Origin of the sequence: uncultured Bradyrhizobium sp. (assembly GCF_936928535.1) — a bacterium.
Classification (GTDB): domain Bacteria; phylum Pseudomonadota; class Alphaproteobacteria; order Rhizobiales; family Xanthobacteraceae; genus Bradyrhizobium.
In genome coordinates this window covers 133,274-159,661 of sequence record NZ_CAKZHY010000097.1, presented here as the reverse complement: position 1 = coordinate 159,661, position 26,388 = coordinate 133,274, and the positions used below count along the sequence as shown (strand labels likewise).

Sequence of the window (26,388 nt, the reverse complement as noted above, 5' to 3'; positions counted from 1 at the left end):
TGCCTGGCCATCGAAGCGCCGCCCAGCTCTGACGGCGCTGGGCTGGTTGACGCCTCTGTGCTAGTCTTCGGCTATGACTGATGTCGCCGATATCTCACTCCAGACCCTCGTCGGGAAGCTCAGGGAGCTTGCGCCCGCCTTGAGAGATTCAGGCATCACACGCCTGTACCTGTTTGGATCCCGCGCGCGCGGCGATGCACGGCCCGATAGCGATCTCGATATCCTGGTCGAGACCACGTCGCGTGGGGACTCGCGGCGATTTGACTACTTCAAAACTCTCCATTTGATCGAAGACCATCTCGGCCTTCAGGTGCAAATATCGATCAAAGATCTGCTGAAGCCGCGCATGGCAGATCGGATCGCGGATGACCTGATCGAGGTCTTCTGAATGCCGCCGACCGTGGAAGACCGGCTGCGGGATATTCTGGAAGCCATCACTGACATTGAAAATGCGGTGAGGGACCTCACGTTGGATCAATTTGTCGCCGAGAAAACGACCCGGCTGGCAATCGAACGTCTTCTCGAGATTGTCTGCGAGGCGTCGAGATTTATCCCTGATGATGTAAAGCGAGCCGAGCCAGAGATCGACTGGCGCAGGATGATCGACTTTGGAAATCTGCTACGTCATGCGTATCACATGACAAAGGCGGAGATCGTCTGGGACATCGTTCAAATCCACCTTCCACAGCTGAAATCTTGCGCCGAAAGATACATTCGCGAGTCTGGCCGCTAGCAGCTGGACGCGAAGATCATGATGACCAATAGCAAACCCATCGATATCACCTCGCTCGCCCGCGACCTTCGCGCGGGCCATCGCGCGGCGCTGGCACGCGCGATCACGCTGGTGGAGAGCCGGCGCGGCGATCATCAGGCGCAGGCGCGCGAGCTCGTGCAGATGCTCCTGCCCGACACCGGCAGGGCGGTCCGTGTCGGCATTACCGGCTCGCCCGGCGTCGGCAAATCCACCACCATCGATGCCCTCGGGACCTATCTGATCGAGCAAGGCCACAGGGTCGCCGTTCTCGCGGTCGACCCATCCTCGGCCCGCAGCGGCGGCTCGATCCTCGGCGACAAGACGCGGATGGCGCGGCTCGCGGCCTCCGCCGACGCCTTCATCCGCCCCTCGCCCTCCTCGGGCACACTCGGCGGCGTCGCGGCAAAAACGCGCGAGGCGATGCTGTTGTGCGAGGCCGCCGGCTTCGACGTCGTGCTGGTCGAGACCGTCGGCATCGGCCAGTCCGAAACGGCGGTCTGCGACATGACCGATTTCTTCCTCGCCTTGATGCTGCCGGGCGGCGGCGACGAGCTGCAGGGCATCAAGAAGGGCCTGGTCGAGCTCGCCGACATGATCGCGATCAACAAGGCCGATGGCGACAATCTCAAGCGCGCCAACATCACCGCCGCCGACTACCGCGGCGCGCTGCATATTCTCAGCCGCCGCTCCGAGCATTGGCATCCGCCCGTCGTCACCTATTCGGCGCTGGCCGGCACCGGCATTGCCGAGCTGTGGCAGAAGGTCCTGGATCACCGCAAGGCGATGAACGCATCCGGCGAGTTTGCGGCACGGCGGCGCGATCAGCAGGTGAAATGGATGTGGTCGATGCTGGAGCAGCGCATGCTGTCGCGGCTGCGCAGCGAGGCCTCGGTGCGGACCAAGGTCAAGAAGATCGAGGCAGACGTCGCTGACGGCCAGCTCACCCCCGCGCTCGCCGCCGAACGGATTCTGGAGTTGCTGCAATGAGCGAGAAGCTGCGCATTCTTCTGACCGGCTTCGGACCGTTTCCCGGTGCACCCCACAATCCAACCCAGCCGCTGGTGGCGCGGCTGGCGCAGCTGCGCCGTCCCGCGCTCGACGATGTCGCGCTATCGCGCCACATCTTTCCGGTGACCTATGCCGCGGTTGACCGGCAATTGCCCGAGGTGCTGGCAAAGCTGAAGCCGGATGCGATGCTGATGTTCGGGCTCGCGGCGCGTACGCCTTTCCTGCGTATCGAGAGCCGCGCGCGCAACGCCGTCACCATGCTGTGGCCCGATGCCGCCAACACCCGCTCCAGCAAGCGCGGCATTACGGGCCATGCGGACGCCATGACGTTCGGTCCGCATACCGCAAGATTGCTGCGCGCCGCGCGCCTCACCGGCATCGATGCGCGGCCCTCGCGCGATGCCGGCGCCTATCTCTGCAACTATCTGAGCTGGCGCGCGATCGAGAATGTCAGGGCTGGCGGACCGAAGCTGGCCGCCTTCATCCACATTCCGCTGCTTGCCCGCAGCGGCGCCGTGCGGCGCAAGGGCGCGCCGCGGATCACGCTGGACGAGCTGGTGGATGCGGGGGAAGCGATGCTGATGGAGATGGTGCAGATGGCACGAAAGGCGCGGAACACATAGCCCTTGCGGTAAACATTTAACCCTACCGGCAACAATCCCCACAGCCTGCCCCGCCCTGCGCTACCTAACTTTCGCGGACAGCTCCCGCGTCCGCCGAAGGACGCGTCATGGACCTCAACCGCCGTCATCTCATCGGAGCTTCGACTGCCGGCATTGCCGGTGCGCTTGCCATGCCCTCTGACGCCGTGCGCGCGGCGCCGCTGACGTCGCTGCTCGGCCGTGATGCGACCCAATATGGCGTGCGACCGGGCAGCAGCGAGGATCAGACGCGCGTTCTCCAGCGCGCCATCGACGAAGCCGCGCGGACGCAGATGCCGCTAGCGCTGCCGCCCGGGATCTACCGCACGGGCCTTTTGAGACTGCCTGGTGGAGCGCAGCTGATCGGCGTGCGCGGCGCAACGAAGCTTGTCTTCACCGGCGGGGCCTCGGTAATCCAGAGCGAGGGTTCCGATTCAATCGGCCTCACCGGCATCACTTTCGTCGGCGGTGGCATTCCGCTGCCGACGCGGCGCGGGCTGATCCATGTCCTGGGCGGGCGTGACGTCCGCATCACCGATTGCGAGATCACCGGCTCCGGCGGCAGCGGCATCTGGCTGGAGCAGGTCTCGGGCGATATCTCCGGTAACATCTTTACTGACATCGCCGTGACGGCCGTGGTCTCGTTCGACGCCAGGGGCCTCAGCGTATCCCGCAACACCATTGTCGGCACCAACGACAACGGCATCGAGATCCTGCGCACGGCCATCGGCGACGACGGCACTCTTGTCGCCGACAACCGTATCGAGAACATCAAGGCCGGCCCGGGCGGCTCCGGCCAGTACGGCAATGCCATCAACGCTTTCCGCGCCGGCAACGTGATCGTGCGCGGCAATCGCATCAGGAATTGCGACTACTCCGCCGTACGCGGCAACTCGGCCTCGAACATCCACATCACAGGCAATAGCGTCAGCGACGTACGCGAGGTCGCGCTCTATTCGGAGTTTTCGTTCGAGGCCGCCGTGATTGCCAACAACACCGTCGACGGCGCCGCCGTCGGCGTCTCCGTCTGCAATTTCAACGAAGGCGGACGTATTGCGGTCGTTCAAGGCAATATCATCCGCAACTTGATCCCGAAGCGGCCGATAGGCACCGCGCCTGACGATGATGCCGGCGTCGGCATCTATATCGAGGCCGACACGTCGGTATCAGGTAACGTGATCGAGAACGCGCCGTCCTACGGCATCGTCGCCGGCTGGGGCAAATACCTGCGCGACGTCGCGATATCAGGCAATGTGATCCGCAAGGCACTGGCCGGCATCGGCGTCTCCGTCGTGCCTGGCGCCGGCACGGCGCTCGTCAACAACAACATGATCTCGGAAACCCCGCGCGGCGCGGTGGTCGGCCTCGACCACGCACGTGCGGTGACGGCGGATCTGTCCGCGGACGGCGCGCAACGCTTTGCGCAGCTGGTCGTGGGCGGGAATGCAGTGCGGCAGTAGTGCCGTGCATCCTTCGAGGCTTTCCACGTGGCGCGTTGCGCCGGGCGTCAGGATGACGGCGTTGGAGAGGACGCGGCGCGCTTCGGCAGCGTCGGCCTAGAACGTATTCCGTAGCAGCGGGTACTTGGCCTCGATGCCGTCGAGGCTGAAGGTGAACTCGACCACACGCTCGGGGGCCGCGACGATTTCGTCGGCGGGCGGTGTAAAGGTCTGCAGGAACGATGCGATGGACGCTGCCGGCGCAATCCGCGCGACTCGTTCGGATGGGGCGATCCGGATTGTCGGAGCGACCCGTGCAGGCGGAGCGATCGGTGCCATCGGGGCGGCCGGGGCAATGGGGGCCTCGACGATTTCAGCGAGGATGTCGGGCTCGGGCTCGAGCCTGACCGGAACGGCGGTCTCGGGCACGATGTGCACGGCCTTTGGCTGTACCGTCTGAGCCTGCACCGTCTCGGCCTGCTCGCGCGGAAACACGCGCGGCATCGTCGCCGGCGACCAGCCGAAGGCGGAGTTCACGCTCGCAGCGGCCGCGGCGACGTCCTCGCCATTCGCCAGCGCGCGCCAGGTCTGGACCGCGCGCTTGGCTTCCTGGATGTTTTCGAGGAAGGCGAGCTCGGAATGGTAGCGGCGCCACCGCCCGGTCTCGAACATTTCGGAGAGATGCTCCAGCCGCTGTTCTGCGAGAACGCACCAGCGTGCCGCAATTTCACGACTGGCCGCGCCTTGGCCAGCGTCATGGCGATGAGTCATAAATCAGCCCGTCAGGAGAAGAGTACGGACGCGACGCAACGCACACGAATCAATTTCAAAGCGACGTGAATATTTTGTGGAAAAGTTTTGACTTGTCCAGCAACGACGCGGCTCTGGCCACAAAACACCGTAGTCACGCGGGCGTTTTCTGCAGTTTAGGAGTCAAGCTTCGCACAAGCATGGCCGGCCTGCCGGGCGGCGTCGCTTGAGTCATCGCCGGGGCCGCGCTCGCGGTCTCAACTGCAGGCTGATCTCGCATGACGCTTCAGGACATCGGGCGCCCGAAAAGAAAAGACCCGTCCGGGGGGACAACCGGACGGGTCGAGCCATATGGGCGCTTGGGGTGGATGGGCGCTCGCGCCTAATATGACTGATGGGGAGGGATGACCGCTCCCACATTATTTGGTCGTGTCAGCAGGCTGAACGTTCAATCCCGGCGTTCGGTTTTTTAACCTTTGCCCGACGCGCAATCTTGCCGCAGGCGCTATCGCGCCGCCGGCCTATCCGCCTGAGAAACCGTGGATTTATCGTCGGCGCTCGACAGCGAGGGCTGCTCGATCGCGCGGATGTTGGGATCGTCGCGACGCTTCTCGGCATCTTCACGTTTAGTTGTAGCTGCGGCAGCCGCGACCGGCGTGCTGTCGGCCGGAACGGCCATCACCGCGGCAAACGCATCGGGCTCGCCGTCGCCAAAGAGATCATCACGCCCGGGTGAACCGAGGTCGCGCGCGGTCTTCGCCAGCGTCATCCGCAGCGCTTCCGGCTTCAGGGTGTAATTGCGCTCGAGCAGCAAGGCCGCGACGCCGGAGACATAGGCCGCCGAGAACGAGGTGCCCGAGGTTATCTGGTATTTGCCGTCGGGCGCCGGCAGGAAGATGTCGACCCCGGGCGCGGCCAGCGCAATGTAGTTGCCGCGATTGGATGCGGTGAACAGCTTGTCCTGCTGGTCGGTCGCGCTGACGGCGATCACGTTGGGATTGGCGGCGGGATAGAGCGGCGGCGATTTGGCGCCGGCATTGCCGGCGGCAGCGATCAACACCAGGCCGCGTTCGGCGCTTGCCGCGATCGCGCGCTCGATCACCGCGTCCTTGGGACCAGCAAAGCTCATATTGACGATCTGGGCGCCGTGCTCGGCGGCGTAGTTGAGCGAGCGCAGGATGATGTAGGACGAGCTCTCCGCACCGCCGGTGGTGCCGCCGAAGGCCCTGATAGCGATGATGCGCGCTTCCGGCGCGCTTCCCATCAGCTTGGCATGGGCCACGATGGCGCCCGCAATGCCGGTGCCATGGACATGGGCGCCCTCGCTGCTGCCGAGCGCGTCAAAGACGTCGGCGATGGAGTTGGCGAGTTCCGGATGTTTTGCGTCGATGCCTGAATCAATGACGGCAATTGTGACATTGGCGCCGTGCACCAGCGTGTGCGCCTGCGGCAGGCGCAGCCTGGACAGCGCGTATTGCGCCGGATCGCCTTCGGTCGGGACCGCCGGCCTCTGATCCTGCAGCACATAGCGGAAGTTCGGCTGAAGCGAGCGCACATTCGCGTCGGCCGCCAACTCGCGCCGCGCCGTCTCGTAAGGGCGGCCGTCGGTGATGCGGAACAGACCGACCGTGGCCCCGATCAGCGGGAAGTTTTCGGACGACACGCGCGCCAAGCCGTGGCGCCGGGCAAGTTCGTCGGCCTCAGTCTGCGACAGCGCGTTGTTGATCTCGGCCACGAATTCATTGGCGAAACTGCGCGACGTCATGGCGACGGGCGCGGCGTTGCCCCTCCCCTTGCCGACGCTCTTCCTGGCCGTCTTGCCGGAACCGTCGCCGCCGCCATTCGGCTGACCGAGGCATTCGCCATCGGCATCGCGATAGGCGTTGGAGCAGGCCGGGTAGAGGTTCGGCGAGTAACGCGCGTAAGGCAGCACGGGGGTCGGCACCATCCCCGGCGTGATACGAGCGGTCGACGTCACGGTATGAGCAGTCGACGTCACGCTATGAATCGTCGGCATCACGTGCGGACCGTGATCGCCTCCCACGACTCTCGCCGCAACGCCTGGAGAGATCGTCGGCGTGCGGGAGGGAACGCTGATCGTCGGCGTGCGCATGATCGCCTGGGCGTGCGCCACGCCGATGCCGAGACAGGCGGCGAGCAGGATCGCGGCTCCCGCCGAGGAAGCATGGGCGCCGGCTCGCAGCTTACTCTCGGACTTGCGCATCATGGGTGAGGAGCGCCTACGGCGCCGCCACGGCGAGGTTGACGAATTTCTCGCGCTGCATTCTGGCGAGCAGCGCAGTGAGTTCGTCCTGGCTCATGGCCTTGTCGAACTGCAAGCGGAACATCCCGCCTCTGGCATCGCCGATGATCGAAGCCTGGTAATTGTCGAGCAGCGCGGTGATGTCGGCGACGCGCGCCTCGGGCGTGAAGCGCACCAGCGCCCGCGAGGGCGCAGCCGCCCCGAGTTCGCGCGTGATCGGCGCGCCGGTCGAGAGCGATGCGGTCTGGAAGGTCGCAGTCTGGGTCTTCATCAGGACGGCGCCGATGATGCCGGCCTGCAGCAGCAGCGCGATGGCGCCCAGGCTCGCCGACCAGGCCAGCGTACGCGGCGACAGGCTCGCGAAGAACGCGGCGATGCGTGCCGACGGCGGCAGCGAGCCGGTCGCGCGCGCCGGCTCGGCGTCGATCGCGGCGAACAACTTCTGCATGGCGCGCGCCGACGGTGCGCCCAGGCTTTCGTTCAGGTGGATCGTCTCTTCATATTCGCCGCGGATCGTCGCATATTGCTTCGCGAGCTCCGGATCGCTGGCGAGCGCTTCCTCGACGCGACGCGCATCGCGCGCGTTCAGCGTGCCGGCGGCATGCCACGGCAGCAGCAACTCGATCTCACTGGGCTCTTGCTCCAGCATCTTCTTGCTCAAAGCCATCATGGCCAGCCTCGCTCAATGCCGGCTGCCTTCAGCAGTTCGGCCAATTTCTTGCGCGCATAGAACAAGCGCGTCTTTACCGTGTTCTCCGGGATCCCGACGATTTCGGCCACTTCCTCCACGGACTTCTCGTGGTAGTAGACGAGATCGACGATTTCCCGATGGTCCGGCGAGAGGCCCGTCAGACACTCCCGCAACGCCACGCTCGTATCCTTCTTCTGCACCACCGTTTCCGGATCGTCGGATGAATCCTCGATCGCGTTGGCGGCTTCGTCGTCGAGTTCAAAGTCCTTCCTGCGCCGAAGCGCAGACAGGGCCTTGAATCGGGTGATTGCCAAGAGCCAGGTGGACACGGCGGACCGGCCCTCGAACTTGCCGGCCTGACGCCAAACGTCGAGAAATACCTCGCTGATGAGGTCTTCCGCCGTCTGCTCGTCCCGCACGAGCCGGAGCCCGAACCTGTACACCCTGACATGGTGCCGCCCGTACAGCACCTGCATGGCGAGCCGGTCACCCTGGGCGATCCTGGCGATCAGGACCTCGTCCGTAGCCGCCTGTGTCACGCTCAAAGCCCGTCTCGCAAGATTGGTCGGGTCGATGCGGGGGACGGTTCGACGGGAGGGATGAAATTCTTCAACCTACCGCAGTCATACGGGGACTTGTGTGATCTACCACACATACGCGCAATTTCCTTGTCCCACCCGTGGCGGTCGGCCCTCTGGTTCCAAGACGGTAACATAATACAGAAACACTCTCTTGCGGACGGGCTGTAGGCTGGTGCGGATGGCTCGGTCGAGCGCCTCTATGACACGGCCCTGTGCAGTTTATGTCGCACGGCGCAGGATTTGGTCCGCGATATCGGCCGCAATGGCTAACCGACCAACACTCCGTGCCGCTCGAGGCCCCTCACTTCGCGCGGCATGCCCTTGGATTCGGTGCAAAAGGATACCAAACCTAAAGGCTTGCCACGTAGAATTTTTCGGCTGTCATCCACCATTGGCGAGATCATGAACACGGCCGCGACGTCCTTTCCGGAGAGGAGTGCCGCAGAGGCCGCGGATCTCGTCCTCACGCGTGAGGAGGCCGCGCCCGGCGTGCTGGTGCGCCGGATCCGGCAGCGGCGGCAGATGTATATCGGCCAGGTCGCGAGCTATTCGCTCGGCGCCTTCGTGCTGCTGCTCTACGCCTATGACGGCGTCGTCCGTATCAACGTACCGTCGCTGTTCTGGATCGGCGGCGTCACCATCATCGGCATCTTCGTCGTAATGTCGGAGGCAGGCGTCGGCGACCGGCACAACGACCATTATCTCACGGTCTTCCAGATCTCGGCGCATATGGCGCTGCAATTCATCTTCCTGGTGTCGGTGCCGACGATCGGGATTGCCTTCATCAGCGTGCTGTTCCTGATCTTCGCCTTCGGCACGCTGCGCATGACCTCGGTGCAGGCGATGCTGACCTGGGCACTCGCGACGCTGGCGCTCGCGGCCGTCTTCCTCGCCTCCGACCTGCCGATCGGCATGCCGGTGGCGACGCGGCTGCAGCGAACTGCCTCAATGCTGTGCTTCGTGCTGGTGATCGGCCAATGCGCCTTCCTCGGCCTGTTCGGCGCCACGCTGCGCAAGATCCTGTACCGGCGCAGCATCGAGCTGAAGGCCGCCTATCAGCGCATCGAGGAGCTCGCCGAGCTCGACGAGCTGACCGGCTCCTACAACCGCCGCTGCATCATGCGCCTGCTCGACGCAGAGATCGAAAAGTCGCGGCAGGCGGGCGCGCCCTGCGCCATCGCGCTGATCGACCTCGACTGGTTCAAGCGCATCAACGACGCCCACGGCCATCCCGTCGGCGACGAGGTGCTGCGGACCTTTGCCATCACCATCTTTGCCAACATTCGCCCTGATGACCGTTTTGGCCGCTATGGCGGCGAGGAATTCCTGCTGCTGCTGCCCGGCACCGGGAGCGAGGCGGCATCACGCATGCTCGATCGGCTGCGCAGCATCGTCGCCGAGCTCGACTGGAGCGCATTTTCGCCCGGCATGCGCGTGACGATTTCCGCCGGCGTCGTGACGCTGCGCGCCCTTGATACTGCCGACACGTTTCTCGCGCGCGCCGACAGCGCGCTCTATTCCGCCAAAGCGCAAGGGCGCAACCGCATTGCTACGAGCTGACCAATCCATTTGTTTCCGGCACGTGAGAACACGCCGCCGGACCGAACGCTCCAGGACAGGGCTATGAGATCCAAAACCGTCAAGTCATCCGAGAATCTGCTCGAGGAATTGCAGTCGGCGCTCGCGCACGGCACGGTCGCGCGCCGGGTCGAGACGCTGCGCCGCGTCACCGATCTCTTCGTGGGCAACGCAGTGGATTATTCCGACGATCATGTCCGGGTGTTCGACGACGTCTTCCAATGCCTGATCGAGCAGATCGAGACCTCGGCAAAAGTGCTGCTCGCCGACCGGCTCGCCCCGGTCGGAGCCGCGCCGCCGCGGATCATCCGCACGCTTGCGCTGGACGACGTCATCGAGGTCGCAGGTCCGGTGCTGACTAAATCGGAGCGGCTGGACGAGACCACCCTGATCGAAATCGCGCGCAGCAAGAGCCAGGCGCACCTCAAGGCGATCTCGCTGCGGCGGGTGCTGTCGGAGGCGCTGACCGACGTGCTGGTCACGCGCGGTAATGAAGACGTGGTGCAGTCGACCGTCAGCAATCCCGGTGCAAGGCTCTCCGAGAGCAGCCTCACCGACCTCGTCACGCGCGCCGAGCGCGACGACGACCTCGCCACCTGCATCGGCCTGCGGCCCGATTTGCCGCGGCATCATTATCTGAAGCTCGTCGCCAAGGCTTCCCTCAGCGTTCGCAGGAAGCTGGAAGCGGCTCATCCCGAGCTCGCCAGCGAGGTGTCGAGCGTGGTCCAGGAAGCGGCGCAGCGGGTCCGCGCCGCGGCCATGACCAGGCAGACCGAAATGGCGCGGGCGCTGGTGAAATCGCTGCACGAGGACGGCCGCCTCAGCGAATTCCAGGTCGCGACCTTCGCCGAGCAGGATAAGTTCGACGAGGCCAATGCCGGGCTCGCGGCCCTCGCCGGCGTGTCGGTCGAGACCGCCGAGAACATGATGATCGAGAGCCGCACCGAAGGCCTGATGATCCTTGCCAAGGTCGCCGGCATGCAATGGACGACCGTGCGCGCGATCATCGCCATGCGCGAAAAGCTCTCGGGCGGCTCGCAGACCGACACGCTGACGCTGCGTGATACCTACGAGGCCCTGCGTAGCTCCACCGCGCAGCAGGTGCTGCGCTTCCACCGCATGCAGAACACGACGTCCGCGGCTTAATACCGCAACACCCTCGATCCGACCGCGGCGCCGATCGCGGTCACGATTGCGGTCGCGATCGTGTACCAGGTCGCGACGAACAGCGGCGAGTCGTCGGTGCAATGCGAGGCGTAGAGCGTGGCGGCGAGCCCCGCCGACAACAGGCCGGCGAGCGCGCCGGCCAGTGCCGGCCGCGACGGCGCGCCGTGGCGCAGGCCGAACAATGCCCCCGCGAGCAGCGGCAGCGACATCGCAGGGATCGCCGACATGCACGCGCGCGAGTTCTTGCCGACGAGCCGCATCGTCATCGGCATGGCCGGCGCCATCATCGCCTCGCTGCCGATCGCAACCGCGAGCAGACCGATGGGCAGCAGCAAGAGCCAGCCCCAGCCCCGCATCAGGGCTTCGGGCCGCGACAAATGCAGGCTGATGACGATCGCGGGAATCGCCAGCGACAGTGTGACCGCGAACTTCGTATCGAAGAACGGGTTGTGCATCGCCGTCATCACATCCGGCCGCACGCCCAGGAAGGTCGCGAAGATCAGGATCGAGAACGGCGCCGCGACCAGCAGTCCCGTGGTCAGCAGCGCGCCGACGCGCGGAGCGCGGTGGGCGTTGTCGGCCGCGAGCGTGCGAATGAGTTGATCGGTATCCATGACTAGTGGTCCCGTAGTTTGGCGGTCAGGGCCGCAAGCCCCCGATGCAGCGCGACCCGCACCGCACCTTCGCTCATCGCAAATTTCGTCGCCGTATCCTTGATCGAGGCACTGTCGACGGCGATCGACTGCAACACGTCGCGCTGGCGCTGCGGCAGCGTGTTGAGCTGCGCGGTGACCTCGCCCGCCGAGGCGGTCTCCTGTGGCGCCTCGCCGGGCAGCGTCTCGGCGAAATCGTCGATGTTGACGAAGACGCGCCGGCCGCGGCGCCTGAGCGCGTCGATCAGCTTGTTGCGCGCGATCGCGAACAGCCAGGGGGCGAAGGGGGCTTCGCTGTCCCAGGTGTGCCGTTTCAAATGCACCGCCAACAAGATTTCCTGCACGATATCCTCGGCCTGATCGGGAGGCTGCCCGGCACGCGCCAGGCCCCGCCTCGCAGCAGCGCGCAGCACCGGCGTGACCGCTCTCAACAGGCGATGATACGCCGCATCATCCCCTGTCATGGCCGACCGCATCAGGTCGGTCCATTCGTCCTCACGTCCGCGCACGCGCGCTCCTACACGGCAATTCGGCCGCTCTTTCAATTTGTTACGTCGCCAACCCTGATATCACGAAGTCGTGATCAGGGCGCAGCCAGGGAATCCGGAGCCCACCGGAAAAGACCGGAGGCTCATAACACCGATCGGTCCGTCTCGCATCCGGGAGCGCGGCGCCGCCAGCCAGTTTGCCGCCTTTTTGCCCGGTGTGGCCCGAAGATTCCCATTTTTTGCCCCGCTGTGGTCATGCGCCGGGGTCTCTGTTCGCATCCGGGACGGGCGAATTGGGGAGATCGTCAACATGATGAAAGCCAGCGGGCGCGCGGCATGGATTGTTCTGGCCGGGCTATTTTTGCTGTCCGGAGGCGCGGTACAGGCCGCGCCGAGCTCTGCCACGAGCGCCAAGCCGGATAGCGCGAGCAAACAGGCCGATACGGGCAAGCAGCGGCATCACGCCTCTCGCCGCCACACCGGCAGCAAGACAGCGCAAAAATCCGACGACAAGACCGACAAGACCAATAACGCGGATGCAGCGCCGCAGGCTGACGAGGCCAAGGCTGAAAACAAGGCCGACAATGACGCGCCGGCCTCGACCCAGATGCCGCCGGAAGTCGCCAACGCCAACGCACAGCTCGCCGGGTCGGATACGCCGCCTGCGGCTGCAGCCTCGGCGATGACCGGGCGGGCCAACGACAATGTGCAGGCCGCAGCCGATAACGCCGCTACGCCCGCTGCCGAGAACCAGGTCGTGCCGCCCGACCAGCTCAACGACCTCGATCGTGCCCTGCAACAGGACACCCCGTCCACGCAGAAAGCGGTGATCGCGGTGACCGACGCGCAGCCCCGTCCCGCTCCGGTCATGGCGAGCAGCCAGCCGAGCTCGGCCTGGGATCAGAGCTCGCTGATCGGCAAGATCTTCATCGGCGTCGGCACGTTGCTGACATTGGCCTCGGCCGCCCGCATGTTCATGGCCTGATTTCTTGGCCTGAGATTGCTCGGGACGCGCTCTTCTGGCGCGTTCCAGCCCCTTGAAGGCATCCGCGCCAGCGGGCACATTGCCCGCTCAATCAAATGCGTGGGTGGAGCATGAGCACGTTCGAACACATCATCGTCGAAAGCAAAGGCGCAGTCGGCATCATCAAGCTGAACCGGCCGAAGATGCTCAACGCGCTCTCCTTCGGCGTCTTCCGCGAGATCGCCGCAGCCGTCGAGGATCTCGAAGCTGATGACGCCATTGGCTGCATCGTCGTGACCGGCAGCGAGAAGGCCTTTGCCGCCGGCGCCGACATCAAGGAGATGCAGCCGAAGGGCTTCATCGACATGTTCTCCGAAGATTTCACCGCGATCGGCGGCGATCGCGTCGCGCGCTGCCGCAAGCCGACCATTGCTGCGGTCGCAGGTTATGCGCTCGGCGGCGGCTGCGAGCTCGCGATGATGTGCGATTTCATCATCGCCGCCGACACCGCCAAATTCGGCCAGCCCGAGATCACGCTCGGCACCATCCCCGGCATCGGCGGCACGCAGCGTCTCACCCGTGCGATCGGCAAGTCCAAGGCGATGGATCTCTGCCTCACCGGCCGCATGATGGATGCGGCGGAGGCCGAGCGTAGTGGCCTCGTCAGCCGCATCGTGCCCGCCGACAAGCTGATGGACGAGACGATTGCGGCTGCGGAGAAGATCGCGTCGATGTCACGCCCCGCCGTCGCGATGGCCAAGGAAGCGGTCAACCGCGCCTTCGAGACCACGCTGGCCGAGGGCATGAGCGTCGAGCGCAATCTGTTCCACTCGACCTTCGCACTCGAAGACCGTTCCGAGGGCATGGCGGCGTTCATCGAGAAGCGCAAGCCGTTGAACAAGAACCGGTGAGGCTAGGCTACGCGGCTCTCTGCGAGAGCCGCGCTGACCAGCGCGCGATAGAAGCGCTCCGGCCAGGTTTTCGGGCGATCGAGGCCGAGGCGGGCGAGACAAGCTTCTTCCGCTGCATCAGGCTTTCGCGTCAATCCCTGCCACAGCAGGCCTGCCAGCGCGCGCGATGAATGTTGCGCGCCCTGCAGGATCTCCAGCGCCGGAATCAGGCGCTGCTCCACCTCGGTGAAATCGCAGCCGAACGGGAACGGCGGCAACAATCCGGCCTCGCGCGCGGGCTTCAGCGCTGCCGCGATCCGGTCAGGGTGGTTTTCGCGATGGGCGGCCGGGATCTCGTACCCCCGCGGCAGCTTGCCGGCGTCCTTGGCGACCCTTGCCAATTCATCCTGAAAGCGGGAGTCCGCAATTGTCAGCACGCTCGCGACCACGTCGGCGTCCGACTTGCCGCGAAGATCGGCAACGCCGTATTCGGTGACCAACACATCGCGCAAATGGCGCGGGATGGTCTCGTGTCCGTAGCGCCAGAGAATGTTGGATTTCAGCGCACCGCCGGCTCGCCGCGTCGCCTCGAGCGTCACGACCGACCGCGCGCCGTGAAGCGCGAAGGCCTGGGCTACGAAATTGTACTGTCCGCCGACGCCGCTCACGACCTCGCCGTCGTCGAGCCCATCGGAGACGGCCGCGCCGAGCAGCGTCGCCATCATCGTGACGTTGATGAAACGCGCGTCGACGCGGGCGCCGCGCTTTTGGTCTTCCTCGCCGTAGAGCTCGTTGGTGAACGACACCGGCATCATCTGGATGCGTGCGAGCTGGTCCGGCGGCATCTGGCGCAGTCCCCGGTAGAAGGATTTGGGACCGAGAAAGAAGGCGCCGTGCAGCACGACGCCGTCAATGGCACGCTTGAGAACGCCGCCGTCGATCAGGCCGACGAACGCCTCGGTCACCATCTCGCTGAGGCCGTAGAGGCCGGCCTGAAAGGCACCAGCTTGCCGCGCAACGGCCGGCCGCTCTGGCGACAGCCGTGTGACGACGTCATGAAACGCTGCGCTGTCGCGATGTCGCAGAATCAGTCCCTGCGCCAACGCATCGCCGATCTGCCCGATGCCGATTTGCAGCGTGCCACCGTCGGCGACCGTCGATGCCGCATTCAGGCCGATGGCGTATTTGGTATCGGAGATCGGCTCGGACGGCGGCGCAAACAGGGGAAAGTCGGTCGCCGCGCTGTCCAGCACGGCGGAGAACTCGCCGGCCGGAAGATCGCCCTCGCCCGGCATGAATGGGAGCTCGGAATTCACCTGCGCAATCAGCCTGAACGATGCACGCCCGGCGCGGCGCTCGCGCAGCACGTCCAGCGTGGTATCGGTGTTGCAGGACAGGCTATAGCGCGGCACACCGTCGACGACGCGCTTGGCCACCAGCTGCGTCACCACGTTCATTCCCCGCGCCAGCAGATAGCTCACCGCATGGGTGTAGTTGGCGGAGATGTAGTTCTGCTGCGCCACCGGCACATGCAGCCAGCGTCCGGCCAGAAAGAAGAACTCGACGATCTCAATGTTGGGCGGCAGCCGGTTTTCGCGCAGTGCTTCCGCATAGGCCAGATCGGGATACCCGCCGAACAGGCGATCGATCACCGGCGTGATGAACCGGCGTTCGATCAGCGCCTTCGGCCTCGGCTTTTCCAGCGTCAGCGCCGACAGCAATGTCAGCTTGATGTCAGGATCGGCGCAGGCCCGTGCATAGAGCGCATTGACGACATGATTGGCCTTGCCGAGACCAAGCGGCAGACCGATCACCAGATCTGCTCCGACGTCGCGAACGATCTCCTCCGCGAGCGCATCTGGATCAGAGAAGAATTTCGGCATCATCCGTGGTGTCCGGACAGCTTTGCAGGCGCCCGACGGAATCGGATGGCGCCACCAAATTCCTATAGCCCATTCGTGGCAGGATCGGTGTGTGACGCACCTGCAACAAGCACGGATTTCATGGGAGTTTCCCCCGCGGCAGTTTGCCTGCGGGACCGGCGCTGGGTAAACAGTTAAGAGAGCCGCCGTCGGCGGGGGCGGACAGCCGGGGTTTTGCGGGATTACATGATTGGGCGTGCCGCCAGAGCTGGTCGCGTGACGACGCGACGTCGATCGGGCGTTGGTCCTGTCCTGGCGACATGGTCCGCGCTGGCGCTGAGCTGCGCTCTGCCCGCCGCGGCCTGCGCGGAGGCCCTGCCGGAGGCGCTGGTCAAGGCCTACCAGACCAATCCGCAGCTCAATGCCGAGCGCGCAAGGCAGCGCGCCACGGACGAGAGCGTGCCGCAGGCCTTGGCCGGCTACCGGCCTCAGATTGTGGCGAGTCTCAGCGCCGGCCTTCAGGCGGTGCGCAATCTGCTACCTGACAACACCATTCAGACCGCGACGCTAAAACCCTGGACCATCGGGGTCACGGTATCGCAGACCCTGTTCAACGGCTTCCGAACCGCCAACAGCGTGCGGGTTGCGGAACTCCAGGTGCAGTCCGGCCGCGAGGCCCTGCGCAATGTCGGCCAGGGCGTGCTGCTCGACGCGGTCACCGCCTACACCAACGTGCTGGCAAACCAGTCGCTGGTCGAGGCGCAACGCTCCAATGTCGCCTTCCTGCGCGAGACGCTCGCCATCACGCAGCGCCGCCTCAATGCCGGCGACGTCACGCCAACTGACAGCGCCCAGGCAGAGGCGCGCCTCAATCGCGGCCTTGCCGATCTCAATGCCGCCGAGGTCGCGCTCGCGGTGAGCCAGGCGACCTACACCCAGGTGATCGGCAATGCGCCCTCCGCGCTTCGTCCCGCCGAGGTGGTTGATCGCTATCTGCCGAAGAGCCGCGAGGATTCAATGGCGATGGCAATCCGCGAACACCCGGCGGTGATGGCAGCGGGCTTCGACGTCGATGTCGCCTCGACCAATATCCGCGTCGCGGAAGGTGCGCTGCTGCCGAGCGCCAGCCTCCAGGGCAGCGTCAGCCGCAGCCGCGACAGCGACCAGACGCTCGGCACGTTCGGCACCGACCAAGCTTCGATCGTCGCCAACGTCACGGCGCCGATCTATGACGGCGGTCAGGCGGCCTCGCAGACGCGGCAGGCCAAGGAAGTCACGGCGCAGAGCCGGCTGGTGCTCGACCAGGTCCGCAACCAGGCCCGCACGGCGGCGGTCAGCGCCTGGGTCGCCAATGAGGGCGCCAAGATCGCGGTCTCGGCCTCGGAGTCCGAGGTGAAGGCGGCAACCGTCGCGCTCCAGGGCGTGCAGCGCGAGGCCACCGGCGGACAGCGTACGACCGTCGATGTTCTGAACTCGCAGGCCGATCTGATCCAGGCCCGGGCCCGCCTGATCGGCGCGCTGCGCGACCGCGTCATCGCCTCCTACACGCTGCTCAGCGCCGTCGGCCATCTCGACGTCAAGACGCTGAGCCTCAACACGCCGGACTATCTGCCCGAAGTGCACTACCAGCAGGTCCGCGACGCCTGGCACGGGCTGCGCACGCCGTCGGGGCAGTAATCCCAGATCTTCGGATCGACACCGATGAAGAGCCGCCGCATCCATCTGATGGGAGCTTCGGGCTCCGGCGTAACGACGCTTGGCCGCGCGCTGGCCGATCGGCTGGCGCTGCCGCATCATGACAGCGACGATTATTTCTGGCTGCCGACAGCGCCGCCCTACCAGACGACGCGCCCTGCTGCAGACCGTCTCCGCCTGATGCGCGAGATGTTCGTGCCGCGTCTCGATTGGGTGTTGAGCGGATCCATCACCGGCTGGGGCGACGAACTGGTCCCGTTGTTCGATCTCGTCGTCTATGTGACCACGCCGCGCGAGCTTCGCATGCAGCGGCTGCGTGCCCGGGAAGCCGAGCATTTCGGTGCCGATGCCGTCGCGCAGGGCGGCTGGCGTCATGAGGAGACCGAGTCGTTCGTCGAATGGGCCTCGCATTACGAAGCCGGCGATCGCGAGGGCCGCAGTCTCGCAAAACATGAGGCTTGGCTGGCGAACCTGCCCTGCCCGGTCGTCCGCGTCGATGGCGCGCGGCCTGTTGCGGAGCTGGTCGAGCAGCTATGCAGCGACGTGGCGGGATTGCCCGGCTGATGTGATATCGTTCGGCGCCTCTATCGCGACGGCGGAGCAACCATGACCGACAAGAACAACGCGCGCGCAGCGCAACCCGCGACGCCGATCAATTTCGACATGCCCGCGCATGCCTGTGACTGTCACACCCACATTCATGGCGATGTCGAACGATTTCCGTTCTTCGCGGGGCGCGTCTATACGCCAGGACCTGCGAGCCCCGAGGAAATGGCGGCGCTGCACAAGGCGCTCCATATCGAGCGCGTGGTGATCGTCACGCCGAGCGTCTACGGCACCGACAATTCCTCCAGCCTGTTCGGGATGAGGGCGCGCGGCGCCACCGCGCGCGGCGTGGCCGTGATCGACGACCAGACCACTGAAGCCCAGCTTGACACAATGCATGGGCAGGGTTTTCGCGGCATCCGCATCAACATGGCGACCGACGGCATCAACAATCCCGATGTCGGCCGCGCCCGTTTCACTGCCGCTATCGAGCGCATGACGGCACGCGGCTGGCACGTGCAGCTCTACACTACGCTGGCGATGATCTCCGCCATCAAGGATCTGGTGCTGGCCTCGCCGGTGCCCGCCGTGCTCGATCATTTCGGCGGACTTGAAGCTTCGCTCGGACTGGAGCAATCGGGATTTGCCGACCTCCTTGCGCTCGTCAAGTCCGGCAAAGCGTATGTGAAGATTTCGGGCGCCTATCGCTCATCGAACCTCGCGCCCGATTACCAGGACATGGTGCCGTATGCGCGTGCGCTGATCGCCGCGAATCCGGATCGCATCGTCTGGGGCACGGATTGGCCGCATCCGGATTCGGCGCAAGTCGCGGGCCGCAAGGCGACTGATGTTGCACCGTTCCACCAAATCGACGACGGCAGGCTGCTGAACCAGCTTCCGGTGTGGGCGCCGGATGCGGATGTGCGCAGGAAGATCCTGGTCGACAATCCCGCCCGGCTCTACGGATTCTGAGACCGGCCTCAGCGCGCGCGGCGCGAGAAGAACGAGATCAGGACCGGCAGCGTCACCAGGATCACGATCGGCGCCAGCATCATGCCGGTGACGACCACGACCGCGAGCGGCTTCTGGACCTGCGAGCCGATACCTTCGGACAGCGCCGCGGGCAGCAGACCCACGCCTGCGACCACGCAGGTCATCAGCACGGGCCGGAGCTGCAGTTCGCCGGTGCGGATCACTGCGCTCATGCGGTCCATGCCCTCGTCGATCAGCTGGTTGAACTGCGAGATGATGATGATGCCGTCCATCACGGCAATGCCGAACAGTGCAATGAAGCCGATCGCCGCCGAGACGCTGAACGCCGTGCCGGTGATCAATAGACCCAGCACGCCGCCGAAGATCGCCATCGGGATCACGCTCATGGCGAGCAGCGTGTCGGTCATCGAGCTGAAATTGAACCAGAGCAGGACGCCGATCAGCGCCAGCGAGATCGGCACCACGATCGACAGACGCCGGATCGCGTCCTGAAGATTGCCGTACTCGCCGACCCAATCCATGTGCGAACCGGGCGGCAACTGCACCTGGTCGGCGATCTTCTGTTGCGCTTCGCGGATCGCGCTGCCGAGGTCACGCTCACGCACCGAGAACTTGATCGGCAGATAGCGCTCCTGCTGCTCGCGGTAGATGTAGGCCGCACCCGAAACGAGGCTGATATTGGCGACCTCGCTCAATGGAATCTGCGTGATGGAGCCGTTCGGCCCGGGCGCGCCGATCCTGATGTTCTGGATCGCCTCGGCGCTGCGGCGGTACTCCGGCGCAAGGCGAACGATAATCGGGAAGTGGCGGTCGCTGCCCGGCTCGTAGAGATCGCCCGCGGTGTCGCCGCCGATCGCGACCTTGATTGTGGCATTGATGTCGCCGGGCGCCAGGCCATAGCGCGCGGCCTTGGCGCGGTCGATGTCGATCTGCACGGTCGGCTGCCCCAGCGAGGTGAAGACGGCAAGGTCAGTGACGCCCTGCACCGTCGACAGCACCTGTTTGATCTTGTTGGCGGTATCGGTCAGCGCCTGCAGATCGTTGCCGAACAGCTTGATCGAGTTCTCGCCCTTCACGCCGGAGACGGCCTCGGAGACGTTGTCCTGGAGATATTGCGAGAAGTTGAACTCGACGCCGGGGAAGCGGTCGTCGAGCTGCTTGAGCAGCTCCGCGGTCAGCTCTTCCTTGTCATGCGTGCCCGGCCACTCGCTCGCGGGCTTCAGCGGCGCGAAGAACTCGGCGTTGAAGAAGCCGGCGGCGTCGGTACCGTCGTCGGGACGGCCGTGCTGCGACACCACGGATTCGACCTCGGGCCGGGCGCGGATCACCTTGCGCATCTCGTTGACGTAGGTGTTGCCTTCCTGGAGCGAAATGGTCGGTGGCAGCGTGGCGCGGATCCAGAGATTGCCCTCTTCGAGCTTGGGCAGGAATTCGAGACCGAGCAGCCGGCCGAAGATCACCGTCATCACCACGAGGCCGGCCGCGGCGCCGAGCACGATGGCGCGGTTGGCGACTGCCCAGTTCAGCACCGGCATATAGATTCGGTGCAGGATCTGCATCACCCTCGTCTCGGTCTCCTCGACATGCGCGGGAAGGATGATCGCGGACAGCGCTGGCGTGACGGTGAAGGTCGCCAGCAGGCCGCCGGCAAGCGCGTAGGCATAGGTGCGCGCCATCGGCCCGAAGATGTTGCCCTCGACGCCCGAGAGCGTGAACAGCGGCAGGAACGCCGCGATGATGATCGCGGCGGCAAAGAAGATCGAGCGCGAGACGTCGGCCGCGGCGCTGAGGATGGCGTGGCTCTTCATGCCGAACAGCGTCTCCGGCGACATCTGCTCGGATTCCGTCGGTGGCGTGGTCTGCGTCAGGCGGCGGAAGATCGCCTCCACCATGATGACGGTGGCATCCACGATCAGGCCGAAATCGATGGCGCCGACCGAGAGCAGGTTCGCCGATTCCCCGCGCAGCACCAGGATGATGACGGCGAAGAACAGCGCGAACGGAATCGTGGCACCGACGATCAGCGCGCTGCGCAAGTCACCGAGGAAGATCCACTGCAGCAGCACGATCAGCAGGATGCCCACCACCATGTTGTGCAGCACGGTGTGGGTGGTGAGGTCGATCAGGTCCTTGCGGTCGTAGATGCGCTCGATGCGCACGCCCGGCGGCAGGATGGTGGAATTGTTGATCTGGGCAACGAGCTGCTCGACGCGACTGATGGTCGGCGTGCTCTGCTCGCCGCGACGCATCAAGACGATGCCTTGCACGATGTCGTCGGAATCGTCGAGGCCGGCGATGCCGAGGCGCGGCTTCTGGCCGACAGTGACGGTGGCGACGTCCTTCACCAGGACCGGATTGCCGTTGGTCTGGGCGACCATGGTGTTGGCAAGATCGTCGATCGACTTGATCAGGCCGACACCGCGCACCACAGCCGATTGCTGGCCGATATTGACGGTGTTGCCGCCGACATTGACGTTGGAATTGCTGACCGCCTGAAGCAGTTGCGGCAGCGTCAGGCCGTTGGCGACCAGCTTGTTGTTGTCGACCTCGAGCTCATAGGTCTTGCTCTTGCCGCCCCAGCCGGTGACGTCGATCACGCCGGGCACGGCGCGGAAGCGGCGCTGCAGGATCCAGTCCTGGATGGTCTTGAGGTCGAGCACGCTGTAGTTCGGCGGGCCGACCAGGCGATAGCGGAAGATTTCGCCGATCGGGCTCAGCGGCGAGATCTGCGGCTGCACGTTGCCCGGCAGCGGCGCAAGCTGCGCCAGGCGGTTCAGGACCTGCTGCAGCGCCTCCTCATAAGTGTAGGCGAAGGAGAACTGCAGTTTGACGTCGGACAGGCCGTAGAGCGAGATGGTGCGGATCGTCGTCAGATTCTTCAGGCCCGCGACCTGGGTCTCGATCGGGATCGTGATGTAACGCTCGATCTCTTCCGCCGACAGGCCGGGCGACTGCGTGACGACGTCGACCATCGGCGGGGTCGGATCCGGATAGGCCTCGATGTTGAGCTGGTTGAACGCAATCAGGCCGCCGATGAGCACGGCGACGAACATGCCGACCATCAGGAAGCGCCGGTTGACGGCAAGGGCGACGAGACGGTCCATTCAGGTTTTTCGCAGTTTGGTGGGGCTCGTCGATCAGCTGCCGGACGCCGCGCGGTCGATGAACAGACTGCCTTTAACGACAATCTGTTCGCCGGGCTTCAGGTTGCTGGTCACCTCGGCGAGATTGCCATTGATGAGGCCGATCTTGATCTGGCGGAGCTCGACCGACTTGTCTTCACGCGCGACCCAGATGCGGACCTGGTCGCCTTCGTAGATCAGCGCCTGCTTCGGCACTGCAGGCGCAGCGCGGTCGCCGGCCGAATAGATCGTGACGTTGGCGAACATTTCCGGCTTGAGCAGGCCGTCCTTGTTGTCGATGGTGGCGCGGACCAGCAGGCGACGGGTGCTGGGATCGATCGCGGTGGCGACGTAGTTGATCTTGGCGGTCAAAGGGCGGCCCGGCAACGCCATCACGTTGACGCTGATATCCTGTCCGACGCCGACCATGGCAGCATCGCTCTCACGCACGAAGGCGGTGAGCCAGACCGTGGACAGATCGCCGATCACAAAGACCGGATCACTGGCGCCGGCGCTGACATATTGCCCGGGACCGATCTTGCGCTGCACGACCGTGCCCGAGATCGGTGCGTAGATCGTGATTTCAGGATTGATGGTGCCCTTGTTCTGGAAGGTCTTGATCGTTTCTTCGGTAAAACCGAGGATGCGCAGCTTGTTGTTTGCGGCTTCCAGCGCCGTCACCGCGGAGCGCATGTCGTTCTGCGCCTGGACTTGGGTGGCTTCCGCCTGCTGATAATCCTTGAGCGGAATGGCGCGGCCTTCATAGAGATCCTTGGCGCGCCGGTACTGGATGTCTGCAAGCTCGAGCGCAGACTTTGCCTTGTTCTGCGACGTCATCGCCGTGATGAAATCATTCTGGGCCTGCACGGTATCGGCGGCCTCGATTGTGAACAGCGGTTGACCCTGGGTCACGCTCTCGCCCGGCTTGGCGAGCAGCTTGGTCACCCGGCCTGCATAGGGCGAGAAAACCGGCGTTGAGCGGTCTTCATCGACTGCGACTTTGCCCTCGGTGACGTACTCGGCACGAAAGGTTTTAGCGTTGACGGGCTCGATGGTCAGGGTCGCCCATTCGGACGGCGTCGGCGTGAAATTCTGCGCGTTCTTGCGCGACTGGCTGGAGACCTCGGAGATCTTCTTCTCCTTGGCGCCGGCAAACTTGAAGCCATAGGCGCCAGCCCCGGCAAGCACTAGTAAAACTACGGATGCGATCACCCGTCGTTTAAGCACCTGCAATCGCTTGGTCTTTTCAGTTACCATAGGGCCCGGTCTGGTCTGCGACGATCTCGGCAGACGACTGCCTCATCGGTCGCGCTAATAGTGCCGATTTGGGATTTCAAACAACCTAAAAAACGCTGGCCGTCCTTCGGTTTGCGTTAAAATTTTGCGACACGTCAGCTTCACGTCAGCTTCATTGCGGCCATTGCGGCGAATGGCTGCCGAGCGGCATCGCCGGACGGCTCCATTGTGCCGGCGTGCTCGACAGCACCGCCGAATGGCGCACCGCCTGCAACGTGCCGAAGCCAGATGCCACCGTTTCCATGAACGCTGCATGTACAGCCTCGCCCGTAAGATCCGGGGTCTTGAGACCGCTTTCGAGCCGGCCCAAATTCCACAGCCAGCGACCGGTCTGCGCCAGCGACACGCGCACGTACCAGCTGCCGCCTTCGCGCGCCTGTCGCGCCTTCGCCATCATCGCGCCGAACGCCATCAAATAGCCGGTCGCGTGGTCGAGCATCTGCGCCGGCAATTCCTTCGGACCATCGATGCCCGCAGCCTTCCCTTCCGCATGGTTGAAGCCCGTCGTGGTCTGCACCAGGGAATCGAAGCCGCGGCGTTCGGCCCAGGGCCCGGAATGACCATAGGCCGATAACGTGACGTAGACGATGCCGGGATTGATTTCCGCGACCTCGTCCGGCGAGAAGCCGAGAGCGGCGAGCGCGCGAGGGCGATAGCCTTGCGAGAAAATGTCGGCGTCTTTCAGCAATTCGCGCAGCTGCGCCTTGCCTGCCTCGCTCTTCAGCTCGATGAAGGTGGTGAGCTTGCCGCGGCCGGTATCGATGGTGAGCCAGGGAATGGCCGGCAGCTCCGGCCCCGAAACCAGCAGCACATCCGCTCCGTGCGCCGCGAGCGTGCGGCCGGCAACGGGTCCGGCAATGACGCGGGAGAGATCGAGCACGCGCAGACCCGCGAGCGGACGATCGCCTTCAGGCCATGGTTTGATCGGCGCATCACCGATCTTCTCGATCGAGATCAGCGGCATCTCGGCAAGTGCGCGCGCCTGCGGCAGCGCGAGCCATTCGTCGTAAGAGCGCTTCAGCGCAACGACGCCGCCGGCGGCATAGGCCGCGGTCTCGAAATCCTCGCCTCTCCACTGCATCAGCGCGGCCTGCACCTTCTCGCGCTCGGGCACGGTGCCAAGCACCTTGCAAACCGCGTCGCGGTGATGCGGGAAATTTGTATGGCAGCGGACGAACCTTGCGTCGCCGGTCTTGTAGACGCCGGCGATGGCATCCCAGGCCGGCGGCGGGGGCTTGTCGTCGAGGCGCAGATAGCGCTCGGAGCGGCATTCGACGACGGCGTGGCGCATGTCGACGCTGACCTCCTGCGCCTCACCGCTGCGCAGCCGCCAGATCTCGGCGGCGGCGAGACCTGCGGCGGCGATCGTCGTTTGGCCAGCGACGGCAACACGGAATGAGGACGGGATCTGCGGCTCCTCGCCGGTCAGATGGACGCGCGCGAGCGCGGCCACACCGCCACCGGCGGAGGTCCAGATGCCCTTGAGGATGTCGGCGGGGCTTTGCATGGCCTCTTCTCTCCCATTAGTTTCACGACCATCCTGATAGCACGGAAAGGATTGCAATGGCCGCCATCGATCCCCTCACCGCAGGCGCCGTGTTGGTCGCAACAGCCGCCACCGACGCAGTCTATGTGATGTTTACGTCGGCCGTCGTCGCACGCAAGCGCGTGCCGGCGGCCAGTTGGAGCGCGATCTGGTATCTGCTCTCGTCCTATGCCGTGATCAGCTACACCGAGAACGCCGTCTATGTGGCCTTCGCCGCAATCGGCTCCTGGGTCGGCGCCTACGCATCGCTGACCTTCCTGCACCGTCCGCCCGGCGGCCCACCGGTGGGGGCTTCGCCGGAGTGAGGGGGTGTTCTCGGCCATCTTACACGGTGTCATCACCCGCGAAGGCGGATGATCCAGTATTCCAGAAGCGGTCGTGATTGAACCGAGAGGCCGCGGCGTACTGGATACCCCGCCTTCGCGGGGTATGACGACGAGAACGAAATCGACATCTTCGCTTAAACAACTAAGCTCTGCACGACCAACAATAAGGAAAACCAACCAATGGATCTCGGTCTCAAAGGAAAGAACGCCGTCGTGCTCGGCGGCACGCGCGGCATCGGGCGGGCGATTGCTGCAACGCTGGCCGGTGAAGGCAGCAATGTCGCGGTGTGCGCGCGCAATGCGGAGCAGGTCGCGGCCACCGTTGCTGAATTGAAGGCGAGCGGCATCAATGCCACCGGCGGCACGGTCGACGTCACCGACGGCGCCGCGCTGAAGGCGTGGGTCGAGGGCGCGGCCAGGGAGCTCGGCGGCATCGACCTGCTGTTCGCCAATGCGGGCGCGATGGCGCAAGGCCATGATCCCGCATCATGGGAGCAGAATTTCCGGCTCGACGTGCTCGGCGCCGTGCATGCGTTCGACGCGGCACGCCCGTTCCTCGAAGCCAGCGGCGAGAGAAGCGGCGATGCCGCCTTCGTGATCATCTCCTCGATCTCGGCGGCGCAGGCCGATCTCGCCAGCTCCTACGGCCCGATCAAGGCGGCGCTGATCCATATGGCCAAGGGCCTGGCGCGGCAATACGCCAAGAAGAAGATCCGCGTGAATGTCGTGTCGCCCGGCACCGTCTATTTCAGGGGCGGCGTCTGGAACATGATCGAAAAGAACATGCCCGAGCGTTACAACGACGCAATGAAACGCAATCCGACCGGGCGCATGGCAACGCCGCAGGAGATCGCGAACGCCGCGGTGTTTCTGGCAAGCCCGGTATCGGGGTTCACCACGGGCTCGAACCTCGTCGTGGACGGGGCGATCTCGAACCGGGTGAATTTTTAGTCGTGGGGCACACTGTCATCGCCCGACTTGATCGGGCGATCCAGTATTCCAGAGACGGCTCGGCTAGAGCCGAGAAGCCTCAAGCGTACTGGATACCCCGCTTTCGCGGGGTATGACACCGAGAATGTGGCGCGCGATCGCTTCAACAAACTCGTCATTGCGAGCGCAGCAAGAGACTGCGCTC

Annotated in this window: 24 protein-coding genes; 14 read left to right on the top strand and 10 right to left on the bottom strand. The window is 64.9% G+C overall.

Features of this window, described 5'->3' with window-relative positions:
• Positions 1-73: 73 nt before the first annotated feature.
• The 5 genes from Q0687_RS20070 to Q0687_RS20050 all read left to right on the top strand — a co-directional run bounded on the left by Q0687_RS20070 (position 74) and on the right by Q0687_RS20050 (position 3,863).
• Positions 74-388 (top strand): nucleotidyltransferase domain-containing protein, encoded by a 315-nt coding sequence (locus tag Q0687_RS20070; protein WP_298880229.1) that lies wholly within the window; start codon positions 74-76, stop codon positions 386-388.
• Positions 389-733, top strand: coding sequence for a HepT-like ribonuclease domain-containing protein (locus Q0687_RS20065; RefSeq protein WP_298880226.1), 345 nt, complete (start codon positions 389-391; stop codon positions 731-733).
• Positions 734-754: 21 nt separating this feature from the next.
• Complete coding sequence (meaB, locus tag Q0687_RS20060; protein WP_298880279.1) at positions 755-1,741, top strand: methylmalonyl Co-A mutase-associated GTPase MeaB; 987 nt, start codon at positions 755-757, stop codon at positions 1,739-1,741.
• Positions 1,738-2,385: a pyroglutamyl-peptidase I gene (locus Q0687_RS20055; protein WP_298880223.1), complete on the top strand. Its 648-nt coding sequence runs from the start codon at positions 1,738-1,740 to the stop codon at positions 2,383-2,385. Before meaB ends, Q0687_RS20055 begins: the two co-directional genes overlap by 4 nt.
• A gap of 107 nt (positions 2,386-2,492) precedes the next feature.
• Positions 2,493-3,863, top strand: a complete 1,371-nt coding sequence (locus Q0687_RS20050; RefSeq protein WP_298880220.1) for a TIGR03808 family TAT-translocated repetitive protein — start codon at positions 2,493-2,495, stop codon at positions 3,861-3,863.
• A gap of 96 nt (positions 3,864-3,959) precedes the next feature.
• Here Q0687_RS20050 and Q0687_RS20045 read toward each other — a convergent pair whose 3' ends face one another.
• From Q0687_RS20045 to Q0687_RS20030, 4 genes are all read right to left on the bottom strand, one after another.
• A complete protein-coding gene (locus Q0687_RS20045) occupies positions 3,960-4,613 on the bottom strand; it encodes a TIGR03809 family protein (protein ID WP_298880217.1) in 654 nt (217 codons plus the stop codon).
• Between the two features lie 484 nt (positions 4,614-5,097).
• Positions 5,098-6,819 (bottom strand): S8 family serine peptidase, encoded by a 1,722-nt coding sequence (locus tag Q0687_RS20040; protein WP_298880213.1) that lies wholly within the window; start codon positions 6,817-6,819, stop codon positions 5,098-5,100.
• Positions 6,820-6,832: 13 nt separating this feature from the next.
• Positions 6,833-7,525 carry a hypothetical protein gene (locus Q0687_RS20035; protein WP_298880211.1) on the bottom strand — a complete coding sequence of 231 codons (693 nt, stop codon included), beginning with the start codon at positions 7,523-7,525 and terminating at the stop codon, positions 6,833-6,835.
• On the bottom strand, positions 7,522-8,091 hold the full coding sequence (locus tag Q0687_RS20030) for a sigma-70 family RNA polymerase sigma factor (RefSeq protein ID WP_298880208.1): 570 nt from the start codon (positions 8,089-8,091) through the stop codon (positions 7,522-7,524). The genes Q0687_RS20035 and Q0687_RS20030 overlap by 4 nt, the downstream gene beginning before the upstream one ends.
• A 438-nt stretch (positions 8,092-8,529) precedes the next feature.
• On the opposite strand from Q0687_RS20030, the gene Q0687_RS20025 reads away from it, so the two are divergent.
• Complete coding sequence (locus tag Q0687_RS20025) at positions 8,530-9,687, top strand: GGDEF domain-containing protein (protein ID WP_298880205.1); 1,158 nt, start codon at positions 8,530-8,532, stop codon at positions 9,685-9,687.
• A gap of 63 nt (positions 9,688-9,750) precedes the next feature.
• Positions 9,751-10,851, top strand: coding sequence for a DUF2336 domain-containing protein (locus tag Q0687_RS20020; RefSeq protein WP_298880203.1), 1,101 nt, complete (start codon positions 9,751-9,753; stop codon positions 10,849-10,851).
• On the opposite strand, the gene Q0687_RS20015 is transcribed toward Q0687_RS20020, so the two are convergent.
• Together Q0687_RS20015 and Q0687_RS20010 are read right to left on the bottom strand one after the other, a co-directional pair.
• Positions 10,848-11,486: a DUF1109 domain-containing protein gene (locus Q0687_RS20015; protein ID WP_298880199.1), complete on the bottom strand. Its 639-nt coding sequence runs from the start codon at positions 11,484-11,486 to the stop codon at positions 10,848-10,850. The two genes, Q0687_RS20020 and Q0687_RS20015, sit on opposite strands and share 4 nt — an antisense overlap.
• A gap of 2 nt (positions 11,487-11,488) precedes the next feature.
• On the bottom strand, positions 11,489-12,034 hold the full coding sequence (locus Q0687_RS20010; protein ID WP_128952855.1) for a sigma-70 family RNA polymerase sigma factor: 546 nt from the start codon (positions 12,032-12,034) through the stop codon (positions 11,489-11,491).
• Between the two features lie 289 nt (positions 12,035-12,323).
• Here Q0687_RS20010 and Q0687_RS20005 point away from each other — a divergent pair, with 289 nt between their 5' ends.
• Positions 12,324-12,998: a hypothetical protein gene (locus Q0687_RS20005; RefSeq protein ID WP_298880193.1), complete on the top strand. Its 675-nt coding sequence runs from the start codon at positions 12,324-12,326 to the stop codon at positions 12,996-12,998.
• Positions 12,999-13,108: 110 nt separating this feature from the next.
• On the top strand, positions 13,109-13,888 hold the full coding sequence (locus tag Q0687_RS20000) for an enoyl-CoA hydratase (RefSeq protein WP_298880190.1): 780 nt from the start codon (positions 13,109-13,111) through the stop codon (positions 13,886-13,888).
• Positions 13,889-13,890: 2 nt separating this feature from the next.
• Here the strand turns inward: Q0687_RS20000 and Q0687_RS19995 are convergent, their stop codons facing one another.
• A complete protein-coding gene (locus tag Q0687_RS19995; protein WP_298880277.1) occupies positions 13,891-15,750 on the bottom strand; it encodes an acetyl-CoA hydrolase/transferase C-terminal domain-containing protein in 1,860 nt (619 codons plus the stop codon).
• 225 nt (positions 15,751-15,975) lie between these two features.
• Here Q0687_RS19995 and Q0687_RS19990 point away from each other — a divergent pair, with 225 nt between their 5' ends.
• From Q0687_RS19990 to Q0687_RS19980, 3 genes are read left to right on the top strand one after another with little or no spacing between them, the layout of a single operon-like run.
• Entirely contained in the window at positions 15,976-17,406 is a 1,431-nt protein-coding gene (locus Q0687_RS19990; RefSeq protein WP_298880187.1) for a TolC family outer membrane protein, read from the top strand.
• Between the two features lie 24 nt (positions 17,407-17,430).
• Entirely contained in the window at positions 17,431-17,988 is a 558-nt protein-coding gene (locus Q0687_RS19985; RefSeq protein ID WP_298880185.1) for a hypothetical protein, read from the top strand.
• Between the two features lie 42 nt (positions 17,989-18,030).
• On the top strand, positions 18,031-18,942 hold the full coding sequence (locus Q0687_RS19980) for an amidohydrolase family protein (protein ID WP_298880182.1): 912 nt from the start codon (positions 18,031-18,033) through the stop codon (positions 18,940-18,942).
• 8 nt (positions 18,943-18,950) lie between these two features.
• On the opposite strand, the gene Q0687_RS19975 is transcribed toward Q0687_RS19980, so the two are convergent.
• From Q0687_RS19975 to Q0687_RS19965, 3 genes are all read right to left on the bottom strand, one after another.
• Positions 18,951-22,067 (bottom strand): CusA/CzcA family heavy metal efflux RND transporter, encoded by a 3,117-nt coding sequence (locus tag Q0687_RS19975; protein WP_298880179.1) that lies wholly within the window; start codon positions 22,065-22,067, stop codon positions 18,951-18,953.
• Between the two features lie 33 nt (positions 22,068-22,100).
• The gene (locus tag Q0687_RS19970; RefSeq protein ID WP_298880178.1) at positions 22,101-23,342 is read right to left on the bottom strand and encodes an efflux RND transporter periplasmic adaptor subunit; all 1,242 of its coding nucleotides are present in this window, start codon (positions 23,340-23,342) and stop codon (positions 22,101-22,103) included.
• 151 nt (positions 23,343-23,493) lie between these two features.
• Complete coding sequence (locus tag Q0687_RS19965) at positions 23,494-24,888, bottom strand: CoA transferase (RefSeq protein ID WP_298880176.1); 1,395 nt, start codon at positions 24,886-24,888, stop codon at positions 23,494-23,496.
• 56 nt (positions 24,889-24,944) lie between these two features.
• Between Q0687_RS19965 and Q0687_RS19960 the strand changes: the two genes are divergently transcribed.
• Entirely contained in the window at positions 24,945-25,232 is a 288-nt protein-coding gene (locus Q0687_RS19960) for a hypothetical protein (RefSeq protein ID WP_298880175.1), read from the top strand.
• Positions 25,233-25,433: 201 nt separating this feature from the next.
• Entirely contained in the window at positions 25,434-26,204 is a 771-nt protein-coding gene (locus Q0687_RS19955; RefSeq protein ID WP_298880172.1) for an SDR family oxidoreductase, read from the top strand.
• The last annotated feature ends 184 nt before the right edge of the window (positions 26,205-26,388 follow it).